The following is a 21,738-nucleotide window of genomic DNA, read 5'->3' as shown; positions in this document are numbered from 1 at the left end:
CATGATGGACAAACAAAGGATTAGATCCCGTTTCGCTAAAGCGGCATCTAACTATCAGTCGGCAGCGATCGCCCAATATGAAATAGCAAAAAAAATGATCAGGTTGATGCAGGAGAACATACAGCTAAGACCACAAAAAGTATTGGAAATTGGCTGCGGAACAGGACTTTTTTCGCGGTTAATCCTACAGCATATCAAACCAAAAAAAATGGTTTTAAATGATATCTGTCCAGAAATGATGCCCGAAGTAATGGATATTTTGACATCGTCGCACACGTTCATCTGTGCTGATGCAGAAACTTATGCTTTTCCCAAAGACATCAATCTAATCGCGTCCTGTTCTACGATTCAGTGGTTCAACAATCCTCACGCTTTCTTTGAAAGCTGCTATGGATCCCTTCCGGATTCCGGTATCCTTGCCTTCAGCACTTTTGGACATGACAATATGCACGAGATCAATGCAACGGCACATGTTGGACTAACATATCGATCTAAATCGGAACTTATCGCAGAACTTTTAGCGTTGAATTATAAGATCCTCGTTGCACAAGAAGAACATTTGAAACTGCACTTTGAAAGCCCACTACAAGTTCTTGTTCACCTGAAACAAACGGGGGTAACGGGAATAAAAAATCACCGGTGGACAAAAGGCAAACTTCGGGCTTTCTGTGATAAATATACATCTCGCTATGGGACAGAAGAGGGCGTATCCCTAACCTACCATCCCATCTATATTATTGCAAAAAAATAATAGCTGAGCACTCCAATTACAAACAATCGAACAACCTACAAAAGAAACACAGCAATGAATGAAAATATCTATTTTGTTTCCGGCATAGATACCGGGATCGGAAAAAGTTATGCGACTGGCCTCCTCGCGAAACAATGGAATACAAGCGGTATACGCACCATTACCCAAAAGCTTGTACAAACTGGAAATACAACTATTTCTGAAGACATCGTGCTGCATCGCCAACTCATGGAAATCCCATTAACGGCAGAAGATCATCAGAAAATTACGATGCCGGAGATTTTCACCTACCCCGCCTCCCCTCATCTAGCAGCGCGCCTGGATAATCGTGAAATTGACTTTAAAAAGATCAGACAGGCTAGCTTAACATTAAGCCAACGCTACGATGCTGTTCTTATTGAAGGTGCAGGTGGGTTGATGGTTCCATTAAGAGAAGATTATCTGATTATCGATTACATCCAAGAAATGCAGTATCCGCTTATTTTTGTCACCTCTGGAAAATTAGGGAGTATCAATCATACCTTACTAAGTCTGGAAGCGATCACCAAGCGCAAGATCAATCTACATACCTTGGTTTACAATACATTTCCTGTTCATAAAGACCGCACCATAAGTACTGATACGGAGTTGTATCTTCGTCGTTATATAGAAACAAACTATCCGGAGACCTTATTTGTTCGCGTGTAAATAAGGTCAAGCGGATACTATTGATAGATATATAGCAACAGCAGGGAACCCATTCAATAAGAATTGACCGCCATCCCTGCTGAAACAGTACAGATTATGCTAATAATGGATCAGTTGTACACTCAACACCTGTTTCCAATCGCCCTGCGAGCTGAATGACGAAACTGCTGTCTCCCTTGATTCGTACAGCAATATCATACCAATTTCCTTGACTTTCAACATCCAGGATCAATGGAACTTCTTCGGCGGGAGCTATTTCTTTCGTTGTGGCATATTTTCCATAGCTAAGGCTTTCGACAACTACCGTTACCCGCTGGTCACTCTTGTTCCTGAGTCTCAACTGTAATTTCCCTGTCGCTGCCTGAGTTAGCGCTTTCAGTTCCGGAGAAACGGTAGCCTCTAGTGCTGCTGCTCCTTTTTGTCCAGAAAATTTTCGATAAAAACCATTTGGACCATGTAATTCAAAAGCATAGCGATCTCCTTCAAATCGTGCCAGGTCCCACTGATATGCCAAACGATCACCGACCTTCACCGCAAAATTCCAATTACGGTAGGTTTCACTTTGCCCCTGTTCATCACGATATTCCAACGGACTATACACATTGAAGGCTGTACCTGCCGTCCTTTCTCCGAAAAACTTGCTGTCTACAGTCATCGTTAGATGAAATACTCCGTCTTTCACATAGCCCACCGCATCATGCGCATAAGGTAATTGCAAAGATCTACGAATCCCCCGCTCCTGTATTCGGTCAAATCCCGGAATCCATCCGTTTTTAGTCGCGAGATCAGGATCTTTGACCTCAACAAAGCCTCGCGGATCATCTTTGAACTGCGCATTGTATATCGTTTCGATATATTGATTCCGATCAAGAAAAGGGAGTTGTTCCTTTTGCTGAGTAAAAGGCGTAAAGGCGGTTGTCAAATCACCACAGATTGTTCTACGCCATGCACTGATGTTTTCCAAATGTATATTCTTGTTCAGCTTTTTATTAAAGAAAGATTCCAAAAATTGCAAAGTAGATGTATGATCAAATACCTGAGAGCAGACCTTACCACCTCGTGACCAAGGCGACGCAATATACATGGGAACACGAAAACCTAGGCCCACAGCCCCTTCACGTGCCTGCTTTTTAGGAATTCCCTGTTTTAGCTCATTTTCTAAACGAACCATTTCCACCTCCGTATCGATCCCTGGAGAACATGCTCCTGTATCTTTCTTCTTTAAATCAGGTACAAGGAAAGGTTTCACATGATCATAGTAACCATCGTTTTCATCATAGGTAATGATAAAAATTGTTTTTCTCCAAACCTCTGGGTTCTTCGTTAAGATATCTAAAACTTCAGATACATACCAAGCTCCATACCAGGGCGCACTCGGGTGGTCCGAGAAATTCTGTGGACCGGCCAACCAGGATACTGCGGGCAATTTACCAGTATCAACGTCTTTCCGAAATTGATAAAGAATATCTCCTTTAGGGACCTCCAATGTACTTTTCTTCCCCTGTGCCTTAAAATGTAACGTATCAAGCGACCTGTAATTGTTGTCCCCCTTGTTTACCGTAAACGCCCGCTCGTTTAATGATTTCGTAAAATCACTTAGCTTTTTATAATTGTTTGCATTGAATTCCTTTAGTTCCGCCTCTGCTCGCTCAAGAGCCTCACTCTTTTTGCGAATATCAGCGCGTATCTTTTCGGCTTGTTCCTCGGAAGAAGGAGACTTCTCTTCCAACTTGGAAATCTGCACGGGCAAATCCCGAACCTGTGTTTCCAGGCTTCTGATATAGTTCTCCTTAAATTTAACTTGATAAGCCTGAAAAAACTCCAGTAGATTACACCCAAAATTGGATAGCCATGCTCTTTCCTGTCCGGAAAACCCTCCGCCACAACTTGTCTCATTTTGATAAAAACGCCAGTTAATGCCGTTCTTTTCAAGCAATTCCGGAAAAGTTTCCCAAGTCATTTTACCATAGCCAAAGTCATCATTCCGAATATTCGCTTTTTGCAGACCATCTTTCATCTCTGTAATCTTACCCGTCCAGAAAAAGGAACGGTTAGGCGTAGTGCTGGTCATTCCCGAGCAAAAATTCTGATCACATACTGTAAAAGCATCCGCTAAGGCATAATGAAAGGGCAAGTCTTCGCGTGTAAAATACCCCAATGTTAAGGGCATAGCCGCATATTGTTTATTCCCTGATTGCTTCGATAACAGCCAATGATCGTAACGACCTTGGTTAAAGGCATCCACCTGGCTTGCACGACTATGTGGAAGAGAACCCATCCAGGTCACTTTACTTTCCTTCAGATTTAATCGGAAAGGAACATAAGTTTTTCCCTCTTTATCCGTTTGATACCATACGGGTAAACCGTTCGGTAAACGTATCGAACGTGGATCATTGAAACCCCGAACTCCCGAAAGACTACCTAGCGTATGATCAAAAGATCGGTTCTCCTGCATCAGGATGACGATATGTTCGGCATCTAAAAAGCTACTTCCTGGGGCAGGGTCTATGGCAAAGGCTTTCTGGATCGATGCGGGCATGAAGCTGGCAATACCTGCTGCTCCTGAAAATAGTAGGGTCTTTCGTAGGAATTCTCTTCTGGTTTCCATAACACTTATTTATAATTTCGATTTGAATCTACTTAGATTTCTTTTTGTTTCACATTTCTTCGTGTAAATCTTATGTTACCAAATTAAGCACGAAGAAAACATCTCCTTGATTGGATGACAAAAATTTGTTTATTTTTACGAAAAGACAACAGATATAAATATGGTGGACATTTTGCTGCTCGAAGACGACAAGGTACTCTCTAAAGAGATCCGATCTTTTCTATTAAGCCAGGGCTTTACCTGTGATCAAGCCTTTGATGGAATCGATTTTTTGGCCAAAACACACCAAAAGAAATATGGTTTTTATCTATTGGATATCAACGTCCCCAAAATCAATGGATTGGAAATCTGTAAAAAGATAAGAAGCCATGACGCATTGACACCAATTATTATTCTCTCGGCATACGATGATATAGATGATAAAAAGGAGGCATTTCTCAGGGCTGCTGATGACTATTTGGTTAAACCTTTCGTCTTAGATGAATTGCTGATGCGCATCTATTCCCTATTGCGTCGGCAACAACATAGCGAAAACAATGAAACAAAAACATTGGTAGTCGATGATCTGATCATTTATCCTGATGAGGCCCGGGTATTACGTGCAAATGAAGAAATTAATCTTACTCAAAAAGAATTTCAACTGCTGCTTATCTTAGCTCAGGCAAAGGGTCGTACCTTGTCCAAACAGCATATTTCGGAGGAAGTATGGCAAAATCAATTTCAGACAACACAGAATACAATTGAAGTTTATATCAACTTTTTGCGTAAGAAGATTGATAAAAACTTTGAGAATAAACTGATCCATACAAGACCTGGCTTTGGTTATTACCTATCGGCAGAAAAATGAATTTAAAGAAGAAAATAGCGATTAGCTTTAGCATTGCATTCTCCGTCCTTTTCGGTATAGCGATGTTGATTATCTACTATGCTAGTTTCGATTTTCGGAAAGATCAATTTCGCCAGCGACTGATTGATAAATTGGACAATATTTCCCATTATATTGCCAGTAACCCCTATTTCAACCGCCAATCTTACAAAAACTATTTTCACGATGACGAAGATGGCCTTTTCTATGAAGATGTTATCATCCTTGACAAAAACAAACAGCTCGTCTTCAGTACCGTAAAGGATCAGACCATTACCTGGAATGCCTCGATTGTCAATCGGCTAACTCAGGAAAAACAGATCTTCTACTATCAGGACCAATACGAAACACTGGCCAAATATTATCGCATCAACGGTTTACCTTATTATATTATCGTAAAAGCACAGGATTACTCCGGAAATGAAAAAATGGACCATCTTGCGCTCGTCCTAACAATATTATTTGTCCTGAGCGCTGTTCTGGTCTGGATATTTAGTTATAACCTCATCCAGCGCCTATTGATCCCACTCGATAAATTAAAAGATAATATTACGCAGATTAATGCCAGTAAACTTACCAAACCTGTCGAGTATACCGGTCATACCGATGAGATTGCTATACTAACCCGAGCATTTAATACCATGCTGCTGCGACTTTCGGCTGCTTTCGAATCGCAGAAAGAATTTAATTCCAGCGCCTCCCACGAGCTGCGAACACCGCTTGCCCGAATGTCCTTTCAGCTGGAGAACCTTTATCATCAAAATCAGCTGAGTGAAGACGTAAAGCAGGTTTTACGTAACATATCCAAGGAAACCTTACATCTTTCGGAGGTAACCGATTCGCTGATGTTACTTTCAAAGTTCGACTCTGAGCGTTTGAAAACGACCTATAAGGAAGAGCGGATCGATGAAATTATCTTTATGGCCTATGAAAAAGTAGCCAAGGTATTCCCCGACCTGCAACTGGATTTTTCAATTGGTGGGATCGAAGATCCAAAACTTAGTATTTTCTGTTCCGCACAATTGATTGAAATTGCTTTTGTGAATTTATTTAAAAATGCTGCGCTCTACTCCGATAATAGGGAGGTAAAAGTGATGATTCTAGAATCAACCTTCGAACTCAAGGTACTTGTCAGCAATACTGGCCCAGCCTTGAGCACAATCGACCAAAAGCGAATTTTCGATGCATTCAGCCGCGGTGAAAATGCAAGTGAAACAACAGGATCAGGCTTAGGGCTACGTATCGTTCAGCGTATCATGCAATCCCATCAAGCAACGATAGCATATCAGGCAGATCTAAAACAATCTACGCATACTTTTGTATTACTATTTAAATTGTTTCTCAACCAGAAAGGTTAGTTGCAAAAATCGCTCCAAATTAACCGGAAGCCATTAATAAACAAGTAGATACATTTATTAACCGACACATTAGGCTTCTTATCTACCTGAAAAACATGCTAATTTTAAGCTTTTTTTAAGCATTTATTAAGGGGCTTTTAATATTCGACCAGTTATTTTGTTACACAAGTTTTGATAAACATGACAAAGAAACCTTTAATATTTTTATTGCTTTTCAATAGTATGGCTTTTGCTCAACAAAAACCGCCACAGGCAGATTACACGAGTATTCATGAAAGTACACGTGGGAATAAGCAAAGTGAGATCTCGGGAAAACAGATGACACTGCAGGAATGCGAAGAAGCATTCGTCAGCAAGAACCTTTCCCTCCTGGCGCAACAATATGACATCAGCCAGGCAGAGGCTGACGTCATACAGGCCAAAATATGGGATCTACCACAGTTGCAGCTGTCTGCCAATGCCTACGACCCACAGAACAAAAAAGCATTTCATATTGGTCAATCCAAGGAAGCAAGTGTATCCCAATTAATTTATCTCGGTGGAAAAAAGAAGAATGAAGTGGAATTTGCTAAATCAAATGTTGAACTTGCTAAGTTGCAGTTCAGTCAATTGCTGGCAAGTCTTCGTGCGCAGCTGCGTACAACCTTTTACTCCCTTTACTTTGAGCAACATAAGTTGGCGGATATTAAAATTCAGTTGGATTACCTAAATAATCTGCTTGCAGCGTATAAAGAGCAAGGAAAAAAAGGGAACGTTTCTTTGAAAGATCAGGTTCGTCTTCAAACAATGGCCATCGATCTCAACAACGAAAAAACGACAGCGATCAATAATAGCATCAATCTACAGCAGCAATTACGTGTGCTTATTTCCAGTCAGGAAGATGTATTACCGAAGTTAACGGATCAAGAAGCAGATCAGGAACTTGCCGTAAAGCCAACCATGCCTTTGGACAAAATCTACCAATTGGCCTTGGAAAACAATGCCGATTATCAATTTGCCTTAAAGACCTCGGAAAGCTCACAGTTATTTACAAAATGGCAACAATCCCTAAACACACCTGATATTAACTTTGGCCTTTCCTACAGCCAGAATGGGGGTGTATTCCGCAATGAGGTCAATGTCACAGCCGCCATTCCGATCCCGTTGTGGAAACAAAATAAAGGAAATGTTATCAAAGCGAAATACGCCGAAGAAGAAGCAAAGAAAAATATTGAAGTCCAACGGCAGCTGCTGGAGTCACAGATCCGTTCCAACTATCAGTCCTGGGAAAATCAATATAACCAATATTTTACCATTACACCAGACGACCTTCATAACATCGCTGTGGTCTATGATGGCATATTCAACAATTTTAGAAAAGGGAATATTTCTTTAGTTGAATTCACTGATTTTATGGACAGCTATCGGATATCTATTCTTAAACTATACGATATGAAAAAGGAAATTATTCTCAACGCCGAACAATTAAACTACCTGGCTCAAACTTCTATATTCAATTCAACTCATGTCAACTAAAAAACTTCTTATAGCCACTGTGGCAATAGTGCTACTTTACTCTTGCCAAAATCATAAAGAAACAGATAATGCAGCCATTGTCAAAGGTTTCGAAATTAGTGAGACGATGCTTAAATCGACAAGTTTTGCTACGGTAAAAAAAGAAAATGTGACCGAAGAACTCAACTTCTTTGGAAAGATATCGGCCGATCAAAACAATTACATCGATATTTTCCCGCTCGTTGGAGGGAATGTTATCTCCGTTAATGTTTCTTTGGGTGATTATGTCCATAAAGGTCAGGTATTGGCAACAATCAGAAGTACGGAAGTCGCCGGTATACAAAAGGATCTTTCAGATGCCAAAACCGATGTGTTACTCGCCGAGAAAAACTACCGTGTAGCCGAAGACATGTATAATGGTAAATTAAGTACAGATAAAGACATGCTGGAAGCAAAGGGACAGTTAACCAAAGCCAAAGAGCAACTACGCCGTTCAGAGGCCGTCAGTCAGATCTACAATGTCCGTACAGGTAATATTTATTCGGTCGTATCTCCAATCGATGGTTACATCGTCCAAAAGAACATCAATAAGGACATGCAGTTGCGTAGTGACCGCAGCGATAATATCTTTGATGTGGCCAATACAAAAGATGTATGGGCAATTCTTAACGTCAACGAAACAGATATCGACAAGATTAGTATGGGCATGCCGGCTATTGTGTCTACCCTGAGCTACCCGGACAAAAAATTCCAGGGTAGTATCGATAAAATCTTTAAGATCATCGATCCGCAGACGAATTCAATGCAGGCACGGGTAGTGCTAGACAATAAGGATGGTTTACTTATTCCTGATAGTAAAGCGACCATTAAAGTATTACATCGCTCCAATACGGAAGCGCTCGCAGTTCCTTCTGATGCGGTCATTTTCGATCAAAACAAATATTTCGTATTAATCTATAAATCCCAAAATGATATTAAGATTCGCGAAATACTGCCGATCAAACAAAATGAAGGAACAACCTACATGGCTACGGGGCTACAGGAAGGTGAAAAAGTTGTTGTCAACAATAAACTTTTGATCTATAGAGCACTGAATAATTAATCCGTCTTAGCATTTACACGAATGAACAAATTCATTAAAAATATCATTGCCTTTTCCATTAAAAATAAAGCATTTACCTTTATTTGGGTCGGTATTTTGGCTATTGCTGGTTTCATTAGCTTTAAAAGCATGCCCATTGAGGCATTTCCTGATGTGACCAATACACAAATAACCATCATTACCCAATGGAATGGAAGGAGTGCGGAGGAAGTCGAACGTTTTGTAACGACACCAATCGAACTAGGCATGAGTCCGGTCCAAAAGAGAACAAGCATACGGAGCACCACCATGTTTGGCCTCTCCATTGTTAAAATCATTTTTGATGATGGTGTGGACGATACTTTTGCACGCAACCAGGTCAACAACCTCATGCGGTCTGTAAGCCTACCAGACAATGTCGACCCTGAAGTACAGCCCCCTTATGGCCCTACAGGAGAGATATTCCGTTATACATTACATAGCGATCAACGCAATTCACGCGACCTCCTTACTTTGCAGACCTGGGTCATTGACCGCGCTTTACGTGGTGTCCCAGGTGTAGCAGATATCAACGTTTTTGGTGGACAGGATTTGGTTTACGAAATCAGTACCGACCCGATAAAACTTGACAAATTTAATCTGACTCCTTTGCAGGTATTTGATGCTGTCAGCAAAAGTAACCTGAATGTCGGTGGAGATGTCATCGAAAAAAGTGGCCAGTCTTATGTCGTACGCGGTATTGGTTTGGTCAACTCAATCAATGATATCGAAAACATCACTGTAATCAACCAAAAGGGAAATCCGGTCTTTGTTAAAAATGTAGCCGAAGTAAGAGAAAGCGCGATGCCTCGTGTGGGCCAAGCCGGTTTTGGTAAGAATGATGATGTGGTAGCGGGAACCATCGTAATGCGGAAAGGCGAAAATCCAAGAGAGGTTTTAACTGCTGTAAAAGCGAAAATAGACGAGCTCAACAACAAAATCCTTCCCAAAGATGTCAAAATGCAAACCTTCTATGACCGTGACAATCTCATGGATTTCACGACCCATACCGTTATGCATAACTTGATTGAGGGTATTGTACTCGTCACCTTGATGGTATTGCTCTTTATGGCAGATTGGCGCACTACGGTCATCGTTTCCATTATTATACCCCTCGCATTACTTTTTGCCTTTCTATGTCTTAAACTAGCAGGCATGAGTGCCAACTTGCTTTCTTTGGGCGCAGTAGACTTTGGTATTATCATCGACGGTGCCGTCGTCATGGTTGAAGGGATATTTGTCATGTTGGATCACCAGGCCCATAAGCTGGGCATGGAGAAATTCAACAAAATGGCCAAAGCTGGTTGGATCAAACAGACAGGAACAGGCTTGGGAAAAGCAATCTTTTTCTCCAAGCTAATTATCATCACCTCATTGATCCCCATATTCTCCTTCCAAAAAGTAGAAGGAAAAATGTTTTCGCCACTGGCCTTTACCCTGGGTTTTGCTTTACTGGGAGCATTACTGTTTACCTTGACACTCGTTCCGGCTTTATCGCATATTCTGCTCAATAAAAATGTGAAAGAAAGACACAATCCATTTGTTGAATTCTGGAATAGAATTGTTGCCAAGGGTTTTGGATTCACATTCCGAAACAAGCGTCTGAGTATGATCGTTGCAATTACTTTATTAGCTGCAGTCTTATTTTCTGCAAAATTTTTAGGAACAGAATTTTTACCGACATTAAATGAAGGATCTCTTTGGGTTACTGCCGAGATGCCTATGAGCACTTCTTTACGTGAATCGGTTAAAACAACCAAACTGTTAAAGAGTACTTTGGAAACCTTTCCTGAAGTCACCGGCGTACTGTCGCAAACTGGACGGAGCAACGATGGTACCGACCCCAATGGCTTTGGCTTTGTTCAGTTTGCGGTGGCCCTAAAACCTAAAGAGGAATGGACACGTAAAATCACCATGGATCAGTTGATCGAAGAGATGGACCATAAACTCAAACAATTTCAGGGTATCACCTATAACTATTCACAACCTATTTCGGATAATGTTGCCGAAGCAGTTGCTGGTTTCAAAGCCGAAAACGGCATTAAGATCTTTGGCGATAACCTCGCAACCTTAGACCGCCTGGCGAAAGAAGTTTATGCACAGGTCAAAGGTATTCAAGGCATTAAAGAACCTGGTATTATTCTCAATATTGGTCAGCCCGAAGTGAGTGTGGTATTGGATCGGACCCGTATGGCAGCTTTCAACGTTCTACCGGCAGATGCACAGGCGGTACTGGAAATGGCCTTCGGCGGAAAGACCGCTTCCATTTTGTACGATGGTGAACGCAAATTCAACATTCGCCTACGCTATGCACCCGAATATCGGAAAACAGAAAAAGATATTGCACAGCTGATGGTCCCTTGTGGTGATGGCACATTAATTCCTTTGAAAAGTATCGCGACCATTGAAAAAGATAATGGTGCTGCTTTTATCTATCGCGACAACATCAAACGCTATATTGGCATCAAATTTTCCATCCGCGACCGTGACTTAGGAAGCACCATTGCTGAAGCACAACAAAAAGTAAGTAAAATAAAACTTCCCGAAGGATATTCCATTGGTTGGACTGGACAATTTGAAAATCAGCAGCGTGCTACACACCGTTTAGCACAGGTGGTACCAATCAGTTTGATCGTCATCTTCTTCCTATTGTTTATTCTATTCGGAAATATCAAAGATTCGCTGCTCGTATTGGCCAATGTTCCTTTTGCGCTTATCGGTGGAATTATTGCATTACACGTTACGGGTATGAATTTTGGAATTTCGGCTGGAGTAGGTATGATTGCATTATTCGGGATATGTATCCAGAATGGAGTTATCCTGATCTCGGAATTCCATCAGAACAAGAAGGAAGGTCTACCCAATGACCAATCAATTTATAAAGGTGTAAAATCGCGAACAAGACCTGTAGTCATGACAGCTCTAATGGCTTCCATCGGACTATTGCCAGCTGCATTATCGACAGGTATAGGTTCGGAATCACAAAAACCTTTGGCGATCGTCATCATTGGCGGACTAATCTCAGCGACGATATTGACGTTGTTGGTATTCCCAATCATCTACGATATCTTCAACAGAAAAGAAAAGGTACAACAAACAATCGCTGAATAATGTTGTCCATATTTTATATACTATATATTTAGACCATTAAAAGGTCATCGGTACTGCCTCACGCTGTGAAGCGACAGGGCAGTATCATTTTTTTATGATACTTTTGATGTAACATTTGTATCTATTCCGGCTTAAAAATTTCAAAAACAATAAAAAGCCCTTAAGTTTACAACAAATTACCTTCCAAAAAGCAGCTGCTGCTTTTTGGATCACACAAACAAACAAATATTTATGACTATTCTCACCTTTACAATCATCCTTCTCCTGGGTGCTTTTGTAGCAGGACTCTTAGGATCCCTGACAGGCTTAGGCGGAGGGGTCGTTGTCATCCCTTTATTGACTCTTCTGTTTCATGTCGACATCCGTTATGCCATTGGAGCCGCCTTGCTGGCTTCCATAGCGACTTCATCCGGTGCAGCAACAGCTTACGTCAAGGAAGGCATCACCAACATCCGGCTCGGGATGTTTCTTGAAATTGCAACCACCATTGGAGCAGTGATCGGCGCTGTTATTGCCATTTACATGCCTACGAATACCATTGCAATCATCTTTGGTGTTGTACTTATCTTCTCTGCGGCTATGACGGTACGTAAGAAAAACGAACACGCACTTTCCGGCGGTTCCGTCCTGGCGGAAAAATTGAAACTGAACAGTACCTATCCTGCTGATGGCAAATTAATTCCATACAAACTTACCAACATAGCCGGAGGATTCTCTTTGATGGGGATTGCAGGAATACTTTCTGGATTATTGGGCATTGGTTCCGGTTCCCTTAAAGTACTAGCAATGGACAGCATGATGAAAATTCCATTTAAAGTCAGTACCACAACGAGCAACTTTATGATCGGTGTCACCGCAGCTGCTTCTGCAGTGGTCTATTTACAAAGAGGCTATATGGATCCAGGTATTGCTTTTCCAGTTATCCTAGGCGTATTATGCGGCGCCATTACAGGATCCAAGCTCTTAAAACGGATGAATCCGAAGACTTTACGCATTATTTTCGCCGTCGCCATTACATTGGTGGCATTAGAAATGATCTTCAACGGATTCCAGCACAAATTCTAAAAACGGTAGTTTACACGATTTAGAATTTTAGGTTTGTAACATCCTTCCGTTAGACGATGAAGGACATAACTACTCAAAATGAAACAAGTATTTTCGAAACACTATTGGGGAGACAAGGACATCTCACTTTTGGTAGGACAAATTTTACGTATTGGCGTTATATTCGCCTCCTCTATTCTTATCCTTGGCGGTATCTTCTACCTCATTGTTCATGGACAGGACACCGTACCGAATTACAGAGATTTTGTCGGTGAGGGAAATTCCAACACAACAATTACCGGAATTATTACCGGGGCATTCAACCGAAATATTCCACAGGTTATACAGCTAGGTGTACTTCTATTGATTTGCACCCCCATCGTGCGCGTGATTGGCTCGTTATTTGGGTTTGTCATCGAGAAGGACCGGCTTTACATTATTATCACATTGATTGTATTAACAGTCATTATAGGCAGTATACTCAGCGGCATCAAGGGATAATAAGGCTTTATCTCTTGATCCGCCGCCAGGCAGATTTTTCCAATGCGTATTCAAAATTTTTACGTTCAGGTTCGTTCACATAGCTGACCATCTTTTCAGCCACTTTAATTGCACCCAAGCGCTCAACTGCCGTCTGAGAACGATAATTTTCAGCCCCTACATGCAGGTAAATTCGATCCACAAAATTGAAGGCAAAATCAAACATCATCTCTTTAACCAATGGATTGATTCCTGCACCCCAATATGCACAGGCATAAAACGTATACCCAACAAAAATCGATTTCTCCGCTTCATCAAGCCCATAATACCGCGTACTACCGATGCAGGCACCACTTTCCTTATCGAAGATCAAATAAGCAGACTTACTTGCTAAGGCACCTTCAAAAAATAGGCGAAAAACATCTTCCTTCCAGCGATCCTTATTGGGATGCTGTTCCCAGATCAGGGGATCTCTGGCAACTTGATATAGCGTATCAAAATCCGCTGGTTCTATGATTCGTAATACGACCTTATCGTTTTCAAGAGTATTGGGTGCAACAAACTTCATGAGACATATTTATAGTTTTAGCAATCAAAATATTTTAAATCCTACAGAAGATACCAATTATTGATGAAACTATTTGAATTACGGCAATATCCAGTCAAATATTACACCAAAATGTTGATTTCATCACTGTTTTGATCAAATTGAATAAAAGCAATAGCCAGCAACTGAATTATTTTAACTTAGGATTGATAGGAATCAAACAGCTTGTTAAATTAGCATTGCAAAATTTCGTATTTTACAGCCAAATGGAACAATTCAAGGAATTTGTAAAACAACGCATTGATGTCACTGAGGAAGAACTGAATGACATCGTTTCACGTTATCAGGTAAGGAAAATAAAGAAAAAAGAATACTTCCTCCGGGCTGGCGAGGTGTGTCACCATGAAGCATACGTGATCAGCGGTTTATTTAAATCTTTCTATGTCACCGCCGATGGGATCGAACACATTCTACAGTTTGCAATTGAAGATTGGTGGATCGGTGATATTGCCAGCTTTAATTATCAGGAGCCAGCACTTCAAAATATCCAGGCTTTGGAAAACGCTGTGGTACTTACACTGTCAAAAAAAAATAAAGACAAACTTTACGAAGATCATCCAATCTTTGAGAAACTCTCCAGGATAATGGCCCAACGTGCACAAATAGCATCGCAGCACCGTATTATCTCGAGCATAGGTTTTACTGCACAAGAGCGGTATCTGGATTTCATCAAAAGGTATCCTAAAATCTACCCGCGGATCTCCAATATGCAATTAGCATCCTATCTTGGCGTCACACAAGAGTTTCTAAGCCGTCTAAAAAGACAAATATTAAAGCCGAATCGAAATTCTTGACCTACATCAATTTTTTCGTTGTTAGTTTATCCCACCTTTGCAGAAGCTTGTTCAAACAAACATTTTGAACTTTTGAAGGTTAGATAAATAAAAAGAAAACACATGAATAAATTTTTCCAAATTTTGGCTGTAGCAGTATTAATGGTTAATGTTGCTGTAGCACAAGTAAAATGGTCTGCAGACCCTGCGCATACAAATGCAAGATTCGATGTAAAACACCTTGGAATAAGCTTTGTTGACGGTGAATTCACAAAGGTAGAAGGTACAGTTGAAACTGCAACAGGAACAGGCTTTAACAATGCTAAAGTTAATTTTTCTATCGATGTCAACAGCATCGATACACGTATCGCTGCGCGTGACAATCATTTGAAGACCGATGATTTCTTTGCTGCGGAAAAATTCCCCAAAATGACATTAAAGTCTATCAGTTTTACAAATGCGAAAGTAAAAGGAAAATATATTATGATAGCAGATTTGACTATTCGTGATGTAACGAAAAAAGTAACTTTCGAGGTGACTCAAAATGGTGGAATCATTACTGATCCATGGGGAAAAACACGTGCTGGCTTTACTGCTAAAACAAAAATTAACCGTCAGGATTTCGGCATGAAATACAATGATAAATTACCTTCTGGTGTAGAAGCGGTTGCTTCTGATGTGGACATCATTGTCAATACCGAATTGGTATTGAACTAATTGAAAATAATAAATCACACAAACTTAGTGGCTATCCTATTTGATATAGGATAGCCACTTTTTTATAAGCCTTTTAACATACCGCCATCTAGGGGAATATTGGTCCCAGTCAGATAACCAGCATATTCGGAGCAAAGGAAAGCGACGAGATAACCGTATTCTTCAGGCTTACCCAGGCGCTGTGCAGGAACCTGTTTTAACCGTAATTGCAGCGCTTCCTCATAGGAAATCCCCAGACGTTGTGCATCTAGGTTGGTTAACGACTGGATGCGATCCGTATCAAACAGACCTGTCAAGATGCTGTTGACAGTCACGCCATCTTTAGCGACATCCACTGCCAACGATTTACTCCAGCTAATCAATGCTGTACGGATCGTATTGGACAACACTAAATTAGATACCGGTTCTTTCACTGTTGAAGAAGACACATTAATAATACGTCCGTATCGGTTTGCCAACATATAAGGCAGCGCACATGAGGTTGTGTAACAGTGATTTTGAAATAAGAGTTCAAAAGCATGTTGGTAATCCGCCAGATTTTTTTGGTCTATGGTTCCAGCTTGTGGGCCATTCGAATTATTGATCAAAATATCAACCTTATTCGACTCAAAATAATGTGCTATCTGCTTTTTGTATGCTTCGTGATCGTTGTAGTCCACCAGTATATACTGATGCACCTGCCCTTTGGAAGTATCAAGACTTTCACAGGTACGCTGTAGCTTTTCCTCATTTCGGGAAGCTAAAGTTACGGATACGCCGCAAGAGGCAAGCACCTGGGCAATACCTGCACCAATACCAGCAGAGCTCGCTCCGATCAACGCCTTTTTCCCATTTAGATTGATTTCCATAGCTTTTGTTTTCAATTTTATAGTGTATATGTATGCATAGCCAGTCACCGTTACTGAAAATGCGTTCTAGATCCTGCTAATCGTTGTCCTTTGCCCGAATCATGGCGACAAATAAATATATGGCAAATACCCATGCTGAGCCTAGACATATCCAGGCAAAAATGGGAATTCCCCACCACTGCGGTTCTACCCTCGCAACGATAATCATTCCACCCAGTAAATTGAGTGACATAAACATAATACCGATGACAATCCGATTGACCCCCTTGCGTAAAATGGCATTAAAAGATCGTGCACTGATCAGACGATGGTTGAGTGTAAAATTTCCTGTCCGAAACAAACGTACAAGAGCGCGCATATCTTCAGGGAGTTTTTCGACATCGCGTGCAAAAGATTCAACTTTATGTTTGCCTTTTTTGAAGATTGCCTCTGGAGAGAGTCGCTCCATCATAATCCTTCGTGCAAAAGGCTTGATACTCTCCATAATATTAAGATCGGGATATAACTGGCGTCCAATACCTTCCATCAACGAAATACCCCGCATCAACTGATAGATATATTCCGGAAAATACAAGCGGTTGTCGCCAATGATGTTCCACAGTTTATTGAACAATAAATCTAAGCTAAGATCCCCGAGAGACACATTGTCAATCATATCGAAAATCTCATATAGGGATCTTTCAAACCGGTTACGATCCGGAATATGGCTCACCACAGCAACGTCTTCAATCACATCGGCTAAACGGACAGCATCTTCGGAAATAGCCGATTGAATAAACTCCTCAAGCTGCCTACGGTCTATTCCCAATAATTTACCCATATTTCCAAAATCCAAAAAAGCAATCCGTCCATCTGGCATCACCATCATATTGCCGGGATGGGGGTCGCCATGAAAGAAACCATGGATAATCACTTGCTCAAGGTATAAATTGATCCCATTTTTGACCAGCGTTTGGACATCCATTCCCCGACGTTTAATTTCAACGGCATCAGTTACCTTGAAACCATCAAGATATTCCATGCAAAGAACACGGTCCGAGGAGAGTTCAGGATAAACACGGGGTACCTTGATCAGTTTATTTCCTTTAAAGTTCTTCGTGAAGCGTTCGATGTTATGCCGCTCAATCACCAGGGACATCTCTTCCTGCATGGTCGTAGCGAAAGATTCAACAATTAGCAGAAGATTAAGGTTTTCCAGTACATCATTGTACATGGTTAGGATTTTGGCAATATCACGCATGAGTGCTAGATCACAGCGCATAACCTCATCGATACCGGGACGTCGGACTTTTAAAACCACTTGGGTCCCATCTTTTAAGGTTGCGCGATATACTTGTGCAATAGAAGCCGCAGCAAAAGGTTCCGCAGCAATCTCCTGGAAATGCGCCTCAATATCCAGCTCCAGTTCTTCCTTCAGATAAGATTTAATATCCACTTCAAAGGGCGGAACATTATCCTCTAGACGCTTCAGTTCCTCTACGAGCTCTTTGGGCAACAATCCTTCCCGGGTCGAAGCAGATTGTCCAAGCTTGATAAAAGCCGGACCGAGCTCCTCAAGTGCCATACGAATACGGGTATAAACACTAATCTCATCGACATCAATAGGATGTTCTACGGCTGATCTGGGTCCTTTCCACGGCAATCGAGCGATTGCATCTTTAAAACCATATTTGGCCAATATACTTAAGATCTGGGAACTGCGCTGTAACTTCTTTGTCGGATTATACATAATGGACAATGATTTTCGATAACAATATACGAAATATCCATGCGCTATAAACACGAACACCTGTAAAACAAAGTAGATATTTCATATGGTCGCCTTATTCCGTTTCCATTTGATCCAATTTCTCCTTGATCTCTACGATATACCTACTGTAGTAGCAACGAATCATAATTTCTGTCAGACCAACAACAAGGACGATAGACACAATTGCCGAAAGAATCATCCACACAATAAAGTTCGGTTCCTGTTGGAAAGTTTCCTTGAAATGGTACAACCGATCAAACCACACCGTTGTTTTATTCTGTGCTATCATAATAAGATATAGAAACAAAGCTTGTGGAATCATCACATAGGCCGCAATACGATAAGTCTCTACGGCATACTTCAAATCGTAATACAACTTGAGCAAGTGTTCTTTAGAAGCCAACAACTCGATCTTTTTCGTGCTCTTTACCAAATAAAAGAACCTCCGGTAATATAAAAGACTTGATAATGATATCTGTACGATAAAAAAGTAATAGGCAAATGCCGCATAACCTTCAATCTTATACATTGGCAAGATAGGCACCAAAAACAAAAAGCCCATACAAACGACCCAGGAGATAAACTCGCGTTTGATATTCTTGCGCAACTTGCCCATGATATTGCCAACTTCCTTATAGTATTTGAGATTTGGATTCTGTAAATCCTCATCTGTAGGCTGTTCCTGCCAAGATTTTTTTAACTCATCAAAATTCATACTTGTATTTTTTAATGATTTGTTGAATTCGCTCCTTCGTGCGGTTTAATTTTACGCGGGCATTGACTTCCGATATACCCAGATTCTCTGCAATCTCGCGATGACTTTGACCTTCCAAAAACAAAAATATCAGGGCTTTTTCAATTGCATTGAGCTCTTGAACGGCCTGGTAAAAGACTTTCAGTTGCTCATCTTTATCGGTATCGTAAGCTTCTTCTGCAAAATCATGTCGCTCCTCTAACGCATCATAAATCTGATGCTTCTTTTCTTTTTTTAAGAATACCATTGCGGTATTGAGGGCAACACGGTACATCCACGTTGAAAATTTACTCTGTTGCTTAAATGTCGCATAGGATTTCCACAGCTGATACACGATTTCCTGATACAGATCTTGCCGCCCCTCGTGATCATCCATATACATACGGCTCACCTTAACGAGAATACCTTTATTCTCGTCAATCAGTCGAAGAAATTCTATTTCCGATGGGTTCACCTAGCGATTTTTCTTTAAATATATTTAGGTAATAAGTATAGCAAACAAACAAAGTGTTACAGCTTTATTTAAAAATATGTAAATTGTTATTAAAATAGAGACTAATCGCTGAAGATTATGGAGAATATATTTTATCAAGGTCAAATTATATGGGCGCAGATCGATGCAAATAGACATATGCGGCATTCTGCTTACGCAGACATATGTGCTCAGGCCCGTAGTAATATGTTGAACAAAATGGGCTTTTCACTGGATAAATTTGCCGAATTTCATATCGGCCCTATTTTGTTCAGGGAGGAACTCATCTATTTTAAAGAAGTACATTTGGATGAATATGTACAGGTAAAAGTAGAACTGACCAAATACAACAAAACAAATAGTCGCTTTTCATTTATACATCAGGTTTTTCGTAATGACGGAGTTTTGTGCTGTACCGTTAACGTTGATGGAGCTTGGCTGGACCTTCAAAAGCGGAAATTAACGAAATTACCAGAAGAGATGGAGCCCTATCTCGCCAGAATTCCCCGATCCGAAAACTATACCGAAACTGAGTAGTCTTTTCATCATGTCAAGACCATCCTTATAAAAGAAAAATCCCTCGGAACACAAACGGAACTCCGAGGGATTAAAACATAAACTAAACCTAAAAACTATTGTCTTTTATTCACCTTTTGGTCATTTCTAAAATGAACTATTTCTTGTGTACTGCTGAATTATTTAACTTCAATCAAACGTTTTGCAATAATTGCATCTTCTTTCTTGCCAACAGTCAAAATTAATATCCCACCTTCATAGGCAGCCTCAATATTGCTGTAATCTACGGTCTCTGGCAATGTAAATGATCTTGAGAACGAAGAGTAATTGAATTCTTTTTTGCTGTATAATTTTTCTTCACTAACACTTTCCTCTTTTTTCTCAGCTGAAATCGTAATTAGATTTTTATCTACATTGATCTTAAAATCAGATTTATCCAATCCGGGCGCTGCCATTTCAACTTTAAATGATTTTTCGGATTCTGATATATTGACCGCCGGCACACGGGATACCAAACGATCGGAGATGAAGTTATCATTGAATAAATTGTCAAATACAGTGTTTACAAATGGATTTACTGCATCAGTGTTTAAACTTTTTGTAGGGAATTTAATTAATGCCATTTTTTGTCCTCCTAATTTTTTGTTTTATTGTTAAGCTTTTTTGTTCTAACTATTTGAAGAGAATTATTCAATTTGCGTACCAGCAGTTTTTAAAAGACAAAATGTCATTTTAAAATAAAAACAAATGCCATTTTGACTTATTCACAAACTATTTTTAGTTGCTTAGCGATCAATCTGTCATCGACAGGATCCAGTCTTATCATAAATTGCACCCATATACACAATAACGTATAGGAGACAAAACAGTTTATCAGAAGGTGTTATTTTTTTATTAGGCGTCTGAAGCGGAGCGTTCAACTAACAGACTAACATAGAAGAGAAAAAACAGTTTATCAGAAATTGTTATTTTTATTAAGCGTCTGAAGCGGAGCGTTCAAAAAATCATTAAGGTTGATTTTGTTCCAAAGCAGCGATCAATAAGAATTTGACAGCATCGTAAATATAGTCCTTGGCCTCCGCATAGGAGATCCCATAGCGTCGAGGTACGACATCAGCATAATGCGGAAATGGCATAAATAATTTATCATAATATGCATCCAACTGCACCATTGTCGGCAACTCAAAAGCCAAACGAAGCTGAAACCGCCGGATAATGGCTGTATCCAATATTTCGGGATGGTTGGTTGCTGCAATCAATACCGCTTCAGCAGGAAAATAATCGATCAGCTGTATAATGGTGTTCACGAGACGACGCATTTCACCCACATCCTTTTCTTCACTAATCCGCGCCTTTCCTATCTGATCGAATTCATCTAAAAACAGAACTGCTTTTTCACGCCCAGCTTTATCAAAGACCTGTTTAATGTGCTGCGAGGTTTCACCAATACGAGAAGAAATGAGGTTGCTCAGATTCAACACATAAATTGGTTTTTCGAGCGCTGTGGCCAAGGCTTTCGCCGTTGTTGTTTTTCCGCAACCAGAATAACCGTGCAGTAAAATCTTATTGCTAACCGGCAGACCATATTGTGAAAGCTCTTTAATATAACGATGCTCTTTAATCAGCTGATGGAGCTTCTGACGGCTCTCCTCTTCCAAGAAGACATCTTCTAAAGCTATCCTTTCCTTATCGGCAATTACAAGATCGTAAATATTCATAATGTTAATTTAAGACTATCAGATAACAGTTGGCAAAACTAAATCTTTCAGCCAGCATATCGCTG

The 21,738-nt window shown here is 40.4% G+C and carries 20 protein-coding genes; 12 read left to right on the top strand and 8 right to left on the bottom strand.

Features of this window, described 5'->3' with window-relative positions:
- Window position 1: 1 nt before the first annotated feature.
- Window positions 2-751, top strand: coding sequence for a malonyl-ACP O-methyltransferase BioC (gene bioC / locus GVK91_RS21090; protein WP_200845675.1), 750 nt, complete (start codon window positions 2-4; stop codon window positions 749-751).
- 54 nt (window positions 752-805) lie between these two features.
- Window positions 806-1,438, top strand: a complete 633-nt coding sequence (bioD, locus tag GVK91_RS21085; RefSeq protein ID WP_153846823.1) for a dethiobiotin synthase — start codon at window positions 806-808, stop codon at window positions 1,436-1,438.
- Between the two features lie 94 nt (window positions 1,439-1,532).
- On the opposite strand, the gene GVK91_RS21080 is transcribed toward bioD, so the two are convergent.
- Complete coding sequence (locus GVK91_RS21080) at window positions 1,533-4,046, bottom strand: phosphocholine-specific phospholipase C (RefSeq protein ID WP_159731197.1); 2,514 nt, start codon at window positions 4,044-4,046, stop codon at window positions 1,533-1,535.
- A 160-nt stretch (window positions 4,047-4,206) separates the two neighbouring features.
- Between GVK91_RS21080 and GVK91_RS21075 the strand changes: the two genes are divergently transcribed.
- From GVK91_RS21075 to GVK91_RS21045, 7 genes are all read left to right on the top strand, one after another.
- Entirely contained in the window at window positions 4,207-4,893 is a 687-nt protein-coding gene (locus GVK91_RS21075) for a response regulator transcription factor (protein ID WP_200845674.1), read from the top strand.
- Window positions 4,890-6,269 (top strand): HAMP domain-containing sensor histidine kinase, encoded by a 1,380-nt coding sequence (locus GVK91_RS21070; protein ID WP_153846821.1) that lies wholly within the window; start codon window positions 4,890-4,892, stop codon window positions 6,267-6,269. Before GVK91_RS21075 ends, GVK91_RS21070 begins: the two co-directional genes overlap by 4 nt.
- A 180-nt stretch (window positions 6,270-6,449) precedes the next feature.
- The gene (locus GVK91_RS21065; RefSeq protein WP_200845673.1) at window positions 6,450-7,784 is read left to right on the top strand and encodes a TolC family protein; all 1,335 of its coding nucleotides are present in this window, start codon (window positions 6,450-6,452) and stop codon (window positions 7,782-7,784) included.
- The gene (locus GVK91_RS21060) at window positions 7,774-8,865 is read left to right on the top strand and encodes an efflux RND transporter periplasmic adaptor subunit (RefSeq protein ID WP_153846820.1); all 1,092 of its coding nucleotides are present in this window, start codon (window positions 7,774-7,776) and stop codon (window positions 8,863-8,865) included. The genes GVK91_RS21065 and GVK91_RS21060 overlap by 11 nt, the downstream gene beginning before the upstream one ends.
- A 21-nt stretch (window positions 8,866-8,886) precedes the next feature.
- Entirely contained in the window at window positions 8,887-11,994 is a 3,108-nt protein-coding gene (locus GVK91_RS21055) for an efflux RND transporter permease subunit (protein WP_153846819.1), read from the top strand.
- Between the two features lie 231 nt (window positions 11,995-12,225).
- Entirely contained in the window at window positions 12,226-13,059 is an 834-nt protein-coding gene (locus tag GVK91_RS21050) for a sulfite exporter TauE/SafE family protein (RefSeq protein WP_075994080.1), read from the top strand.
- A gap of 78 nt (window positions 13,060-13,137) precedes the next feature.
- The gene (locus GVK91_RS21045) at window positions 13,138-13,539 is read left to right on the top strand and encodes a DUF1634 domain-containing protein (protein WP_153846818.1); all 402 of its coding nucleotides are present in this window, start codon (window positions 13,138-13,140) and stop codon (window positions 13,537-13,539) included.
- A gap of 7 nt (window positions 13,540-13,546) precedes the next feature.
- On the opposite strand, the gene GVK91_RS21040 is transcribed toward GVK91_RS21045, so the two are convergent.
- Window positions 13,547-14,086, bottom strand: a complete 540-nt coding sequence (locus GVK91_RS21040) for a GNAT family N-acetyltransferase (protein WP_153846817.1) — start codon at window positions 14,084-14,086, stop codon at window positions 13,547-13,549.
- A gap of 245 nt (window positions 14,087-14,331) precedes the next feature.
- On the opposite strand from GVK91_RS21040, the gene GVK91_RS21035 reads away from it, so the two are divergent.
- Both GVK91_RS21035 and GVK91_RS21030 read left to right on the top strand, forming a co-directional pair.
- The gene (locus tag GVK91_RS21035; RefSeq protein WP_145328318.1) at window positions 14,332-14,919 is read left to right on the top strand and encodes a Crp/Fnr family transcriptional regulator; all 588 of its coding nucleotides are present in this window, start codon (window positions 14,332-14,334) and stop codon (window positions 14,917-14,919) included.
- A 102-nt stretch (window positions 14,920-15,021) separates the two neighbouring features.
- On the top strand, window positions 15,022-15,615 hold the full coding sequence (locus GVK91_RS21030) for a YceI family protein (protein ID WP_153846816.1): 594 nt from the start codon (window positions 15,022-15,024) through the stop codon (window positions 15,613-15,615).
- Window positions 15,616-15,677: 62 nt separating this feature from the next.
- Here the strand turns inward: GVK91_RS21030 and GVK91_RS21025 are convergent, their stop codons facing one another.
- The 4 genes from GVK91_RS21025 to GVK91_RS21010 all read right to left on the bottom strand — a co-directional run bounded on the left by GVK91_RS21025 (window position 15,678) and on the right by GVK91_RS21010 (window position 19,421).
- Entirely contained in the window at window positions 15,678-16,463 is a 786-nt protein-coding gene (locus tag GVK91_RS21025; RefSeq protein WP_159731195.1) for an SDR family oxidoreductase, read from the bottom strand.
- A gap of 76 nt (window positions 16,464-16,539) precedes the next feature.
- Complete coding sequence (locus GVK91_RS21020) at window positions 16,540-18,192, bottom strand: AarF/ABC1/UbiB kinase family protein (RefSeq protein WP_159731193.1); 1,653 nt, start codon at window positions 18,190-18,192, stop codon at window positions 16,540-16,542.
- Between the two features lie 94 nt (window positions 18,193-18,286).
- Window positions 18,287-18,928: a hypothetical protein gene (locus tag GVK91_RS21015; protein ID WP_159731191.1), complete on the bottom strand. Its 642-nt coding sequence runs from the start codon at window positions 18,926-18,928 to the stop codon at window positions 18,287-18,289.
- A complete protein-coding gene (locus GVK91_RS21010) occupies window positions 18,918-19,421 on the bottom strand; it encodes an RNA polymerase sigma factor (RefSeq protein WP_075994087.1) in 504 nt (167 codons plus the stop codon). The genes GVK91_RS21015 and GVK91_RS21010 overlap by 11 nt, the downstream gene beginning before the upstream one ends.
- A gap of 117 nt (window positions 19,422-19,538) precedes the next feature.
- Here GVK91_RS21010 and GVK91_RS21005 point away from each other — a divergent pair, with 117 nt between their 5' ends.
- Window positions 19,539-19,976 carry a thioesterase family protein gene (locus tag GVK91_RS21005; RefSeq protein ID WP_075994088.1) on the top strand — a complete coding sequence of 146 codons (438 nt, stop codon included), beginning with the start codon at window positions 19,539-19,541 and terminating at the stop codon, window positions 19,974-19,976.
- Between the two features lie 158 nt (window positions 19,977-20,134).
- Here the strand turns inward: GVK91_RS21005 and GVK91_RS21000 are convergent, their stop codons facing one another.
- Both GVK91_RS21000 and GVK91_RS20995 read right to left on the bottom strand, forming a co-directional pair.
- Complete coding sequence (locus tag GVK91_RS21000) at window positions 20,135-20,578, bottom strand: Hsp20/alpha crystallin family protein (RefSeq protein WP_075994089.1); 444 nt, start codon at window positions 20,576-20,578, stop codon at window positions 20,135-20,137.
- 384 nt (window positions 20,579-20,962) lie between these two features.
- Window positions 20,963-21,673 carry an AAA family ATPase gene (locus GVK91_RS20995; protein ID WP_153846812.1) on the bottom strand — a complete coding sequence of 237 codons (711 nt, stop codon included), beginning with the start codon at window positions 21,671-21,673 and terminating at the stop codon, window positions 20,963-20,965.
- Window positions 21,674-21,738 lie beyond the last annotated feature (65 nt).

Source organism: Sphingobacterium sp. 18053 (genome assembly GCF_902706145.1).
Classification (GTDB): domain Bacteria; phylum Bacteroidota; class Bacteroidia; order Sphingobacteriales; family Sphingobacteriaceae; genus Sphingobacterium; species Sphingobacterium paramultivorum.
This window is presented reverse-complemented; position numbering and strand designations above follow the sequence as displayed.

Excerpts from the sequence above, each read along its gene's own strand:
- GVK91_RS21035 (WP_145328318.1), top strand. The coding sequence starts at position 14,332 with ATGGAACAATTCAAGGAATTTGTAAAACAACGCATTGATGTCACTGAG.
- GVK91_RS21045 (WP_153846818.1), top strand. The coding sequence starts at position 13,138 with ATGAAACAAGTATTTTCGAAACACTATTGGGGAGACAAGGACATCTCA.
- GVK91_RS21005 (WP_075994088.1), top strand. The coding sequence starts at position 19,539 with ATGGAGAATATATTTTATCAAGGTCAAATTATATGGGCGCAGATCGAT.
- GVK91_RS21065 (WP_200845673.1), top strand. The coding sequence starts at position 6,450 with ATGACAAAGAAACCTTTAATATTTTTATTGCTTTTCAATAGTATGGCT.
- GVK91_RS21025 (WP_159731195.1), bottom strand. The coding sequence starts at position 16,463 with ATGGAAATCAATCTAAATGGGAAAAAGGCGTTGATCGGAGCGAGCTCT.
- GVK91_RS21075 (WP_200845674.1), top strand. The coding sequence starts at position 4,207 with ATGGTGGACATTTTGCTGCTCGAAGACGACAAGGTACTCTCTAAAGAG.
- bioC (WP_200845675.1), top strand. The coding sequence starts at position 2 with ATGATGGACAAACAAAGGATTAGATCCCGTTTCGCTAAAGCGGCATCT.
- GVK91_RS21030 (WP_153846816.1), top strand. The coding sequence starts at position 15,022 with ATGAATAAATTTTTCCAAATTTTGGCTGTAGCAGTATTAATGGTTAAT.
- GVK91_RS21080 (WP_159731197.1), bottom strand. The coding sequence starts at position 4,046 with ATGGAAACCAGAAGAGAATTCCTACGAAAGACCCTACTATTTTCAGGA.
- GVK91_RS21060 (WP_153846820.1), top strand. The coding sequence starts at position 7,774 with ATGTCAACTAAAAAACTTCTTATAGCCACTGTGGCAATAGTGCTACTT.
- GVK91_RS21055 (WP_153846819.1), top strand. The coding sequence starts at position 8,887 with ATGAACAAATTCATTAAAAATATCATTGCCTTTTCCATTAAAAATAAA.
- GVK91_RS21040 (WP_153846817.1), bottom strand. The coding sequence starts at position 14,086 with ATGAAGTTTGTTGCACCCAATACTCTTGAAAACGATAAGGTCGTATTA.
- bioD (WP_153846823.1), top strand. The coding sequence starts at position 806 with ATGAATGAAAATATCTATTTTGTTTCCGGCATAGATACCGGGATCGGA.
- GVK91_RS21000 (WP_075994089.1), bottom strand. The coding sequence starts at position 20,578 with ATGGCATTAATTAAATTCCCTACAAAAAGTTTAAACACTGATGCAGTA.
- GVK91_RS20995 (WP_153846812.1), bottom strand. The coding sequence starts at position 21,673 with ATGAATATTTACGATCTTGTAATTGCCGATAAGGAAAGGATAGCTTTA.
- GVK91_RS21015 (WP_159731191.1), bottom strand. The coding sequence starts at position 18,928 with ATGAATTTTGATGAGTTAAAAAAATCTTGGCAGGAACAGCCTACAGAT.
- GVK91_RS21020 (WP_159731193.1), bottom strand. The coding sequence starts at position 18,192 with ATGTATAATCCGACAAAGAAGTTACAGCGCAGTTCCCAGATCTTAAGT.
- GVK91_RS21050 (WP_075994080.1), top strand. The coding sequence starts at position 12,226 with ATGACTATTCTCACCTTTACAATCATCCTTCTCCTGGGTGCTTTTGTA.
- GVK91_RS21070 (WP_153846821.1), top strand. The coding sequence starts at position 4,890 with ATGAATTTAAAGAAGAAAATAGCGATTAGCTTTAGCATTGCATTCTCC.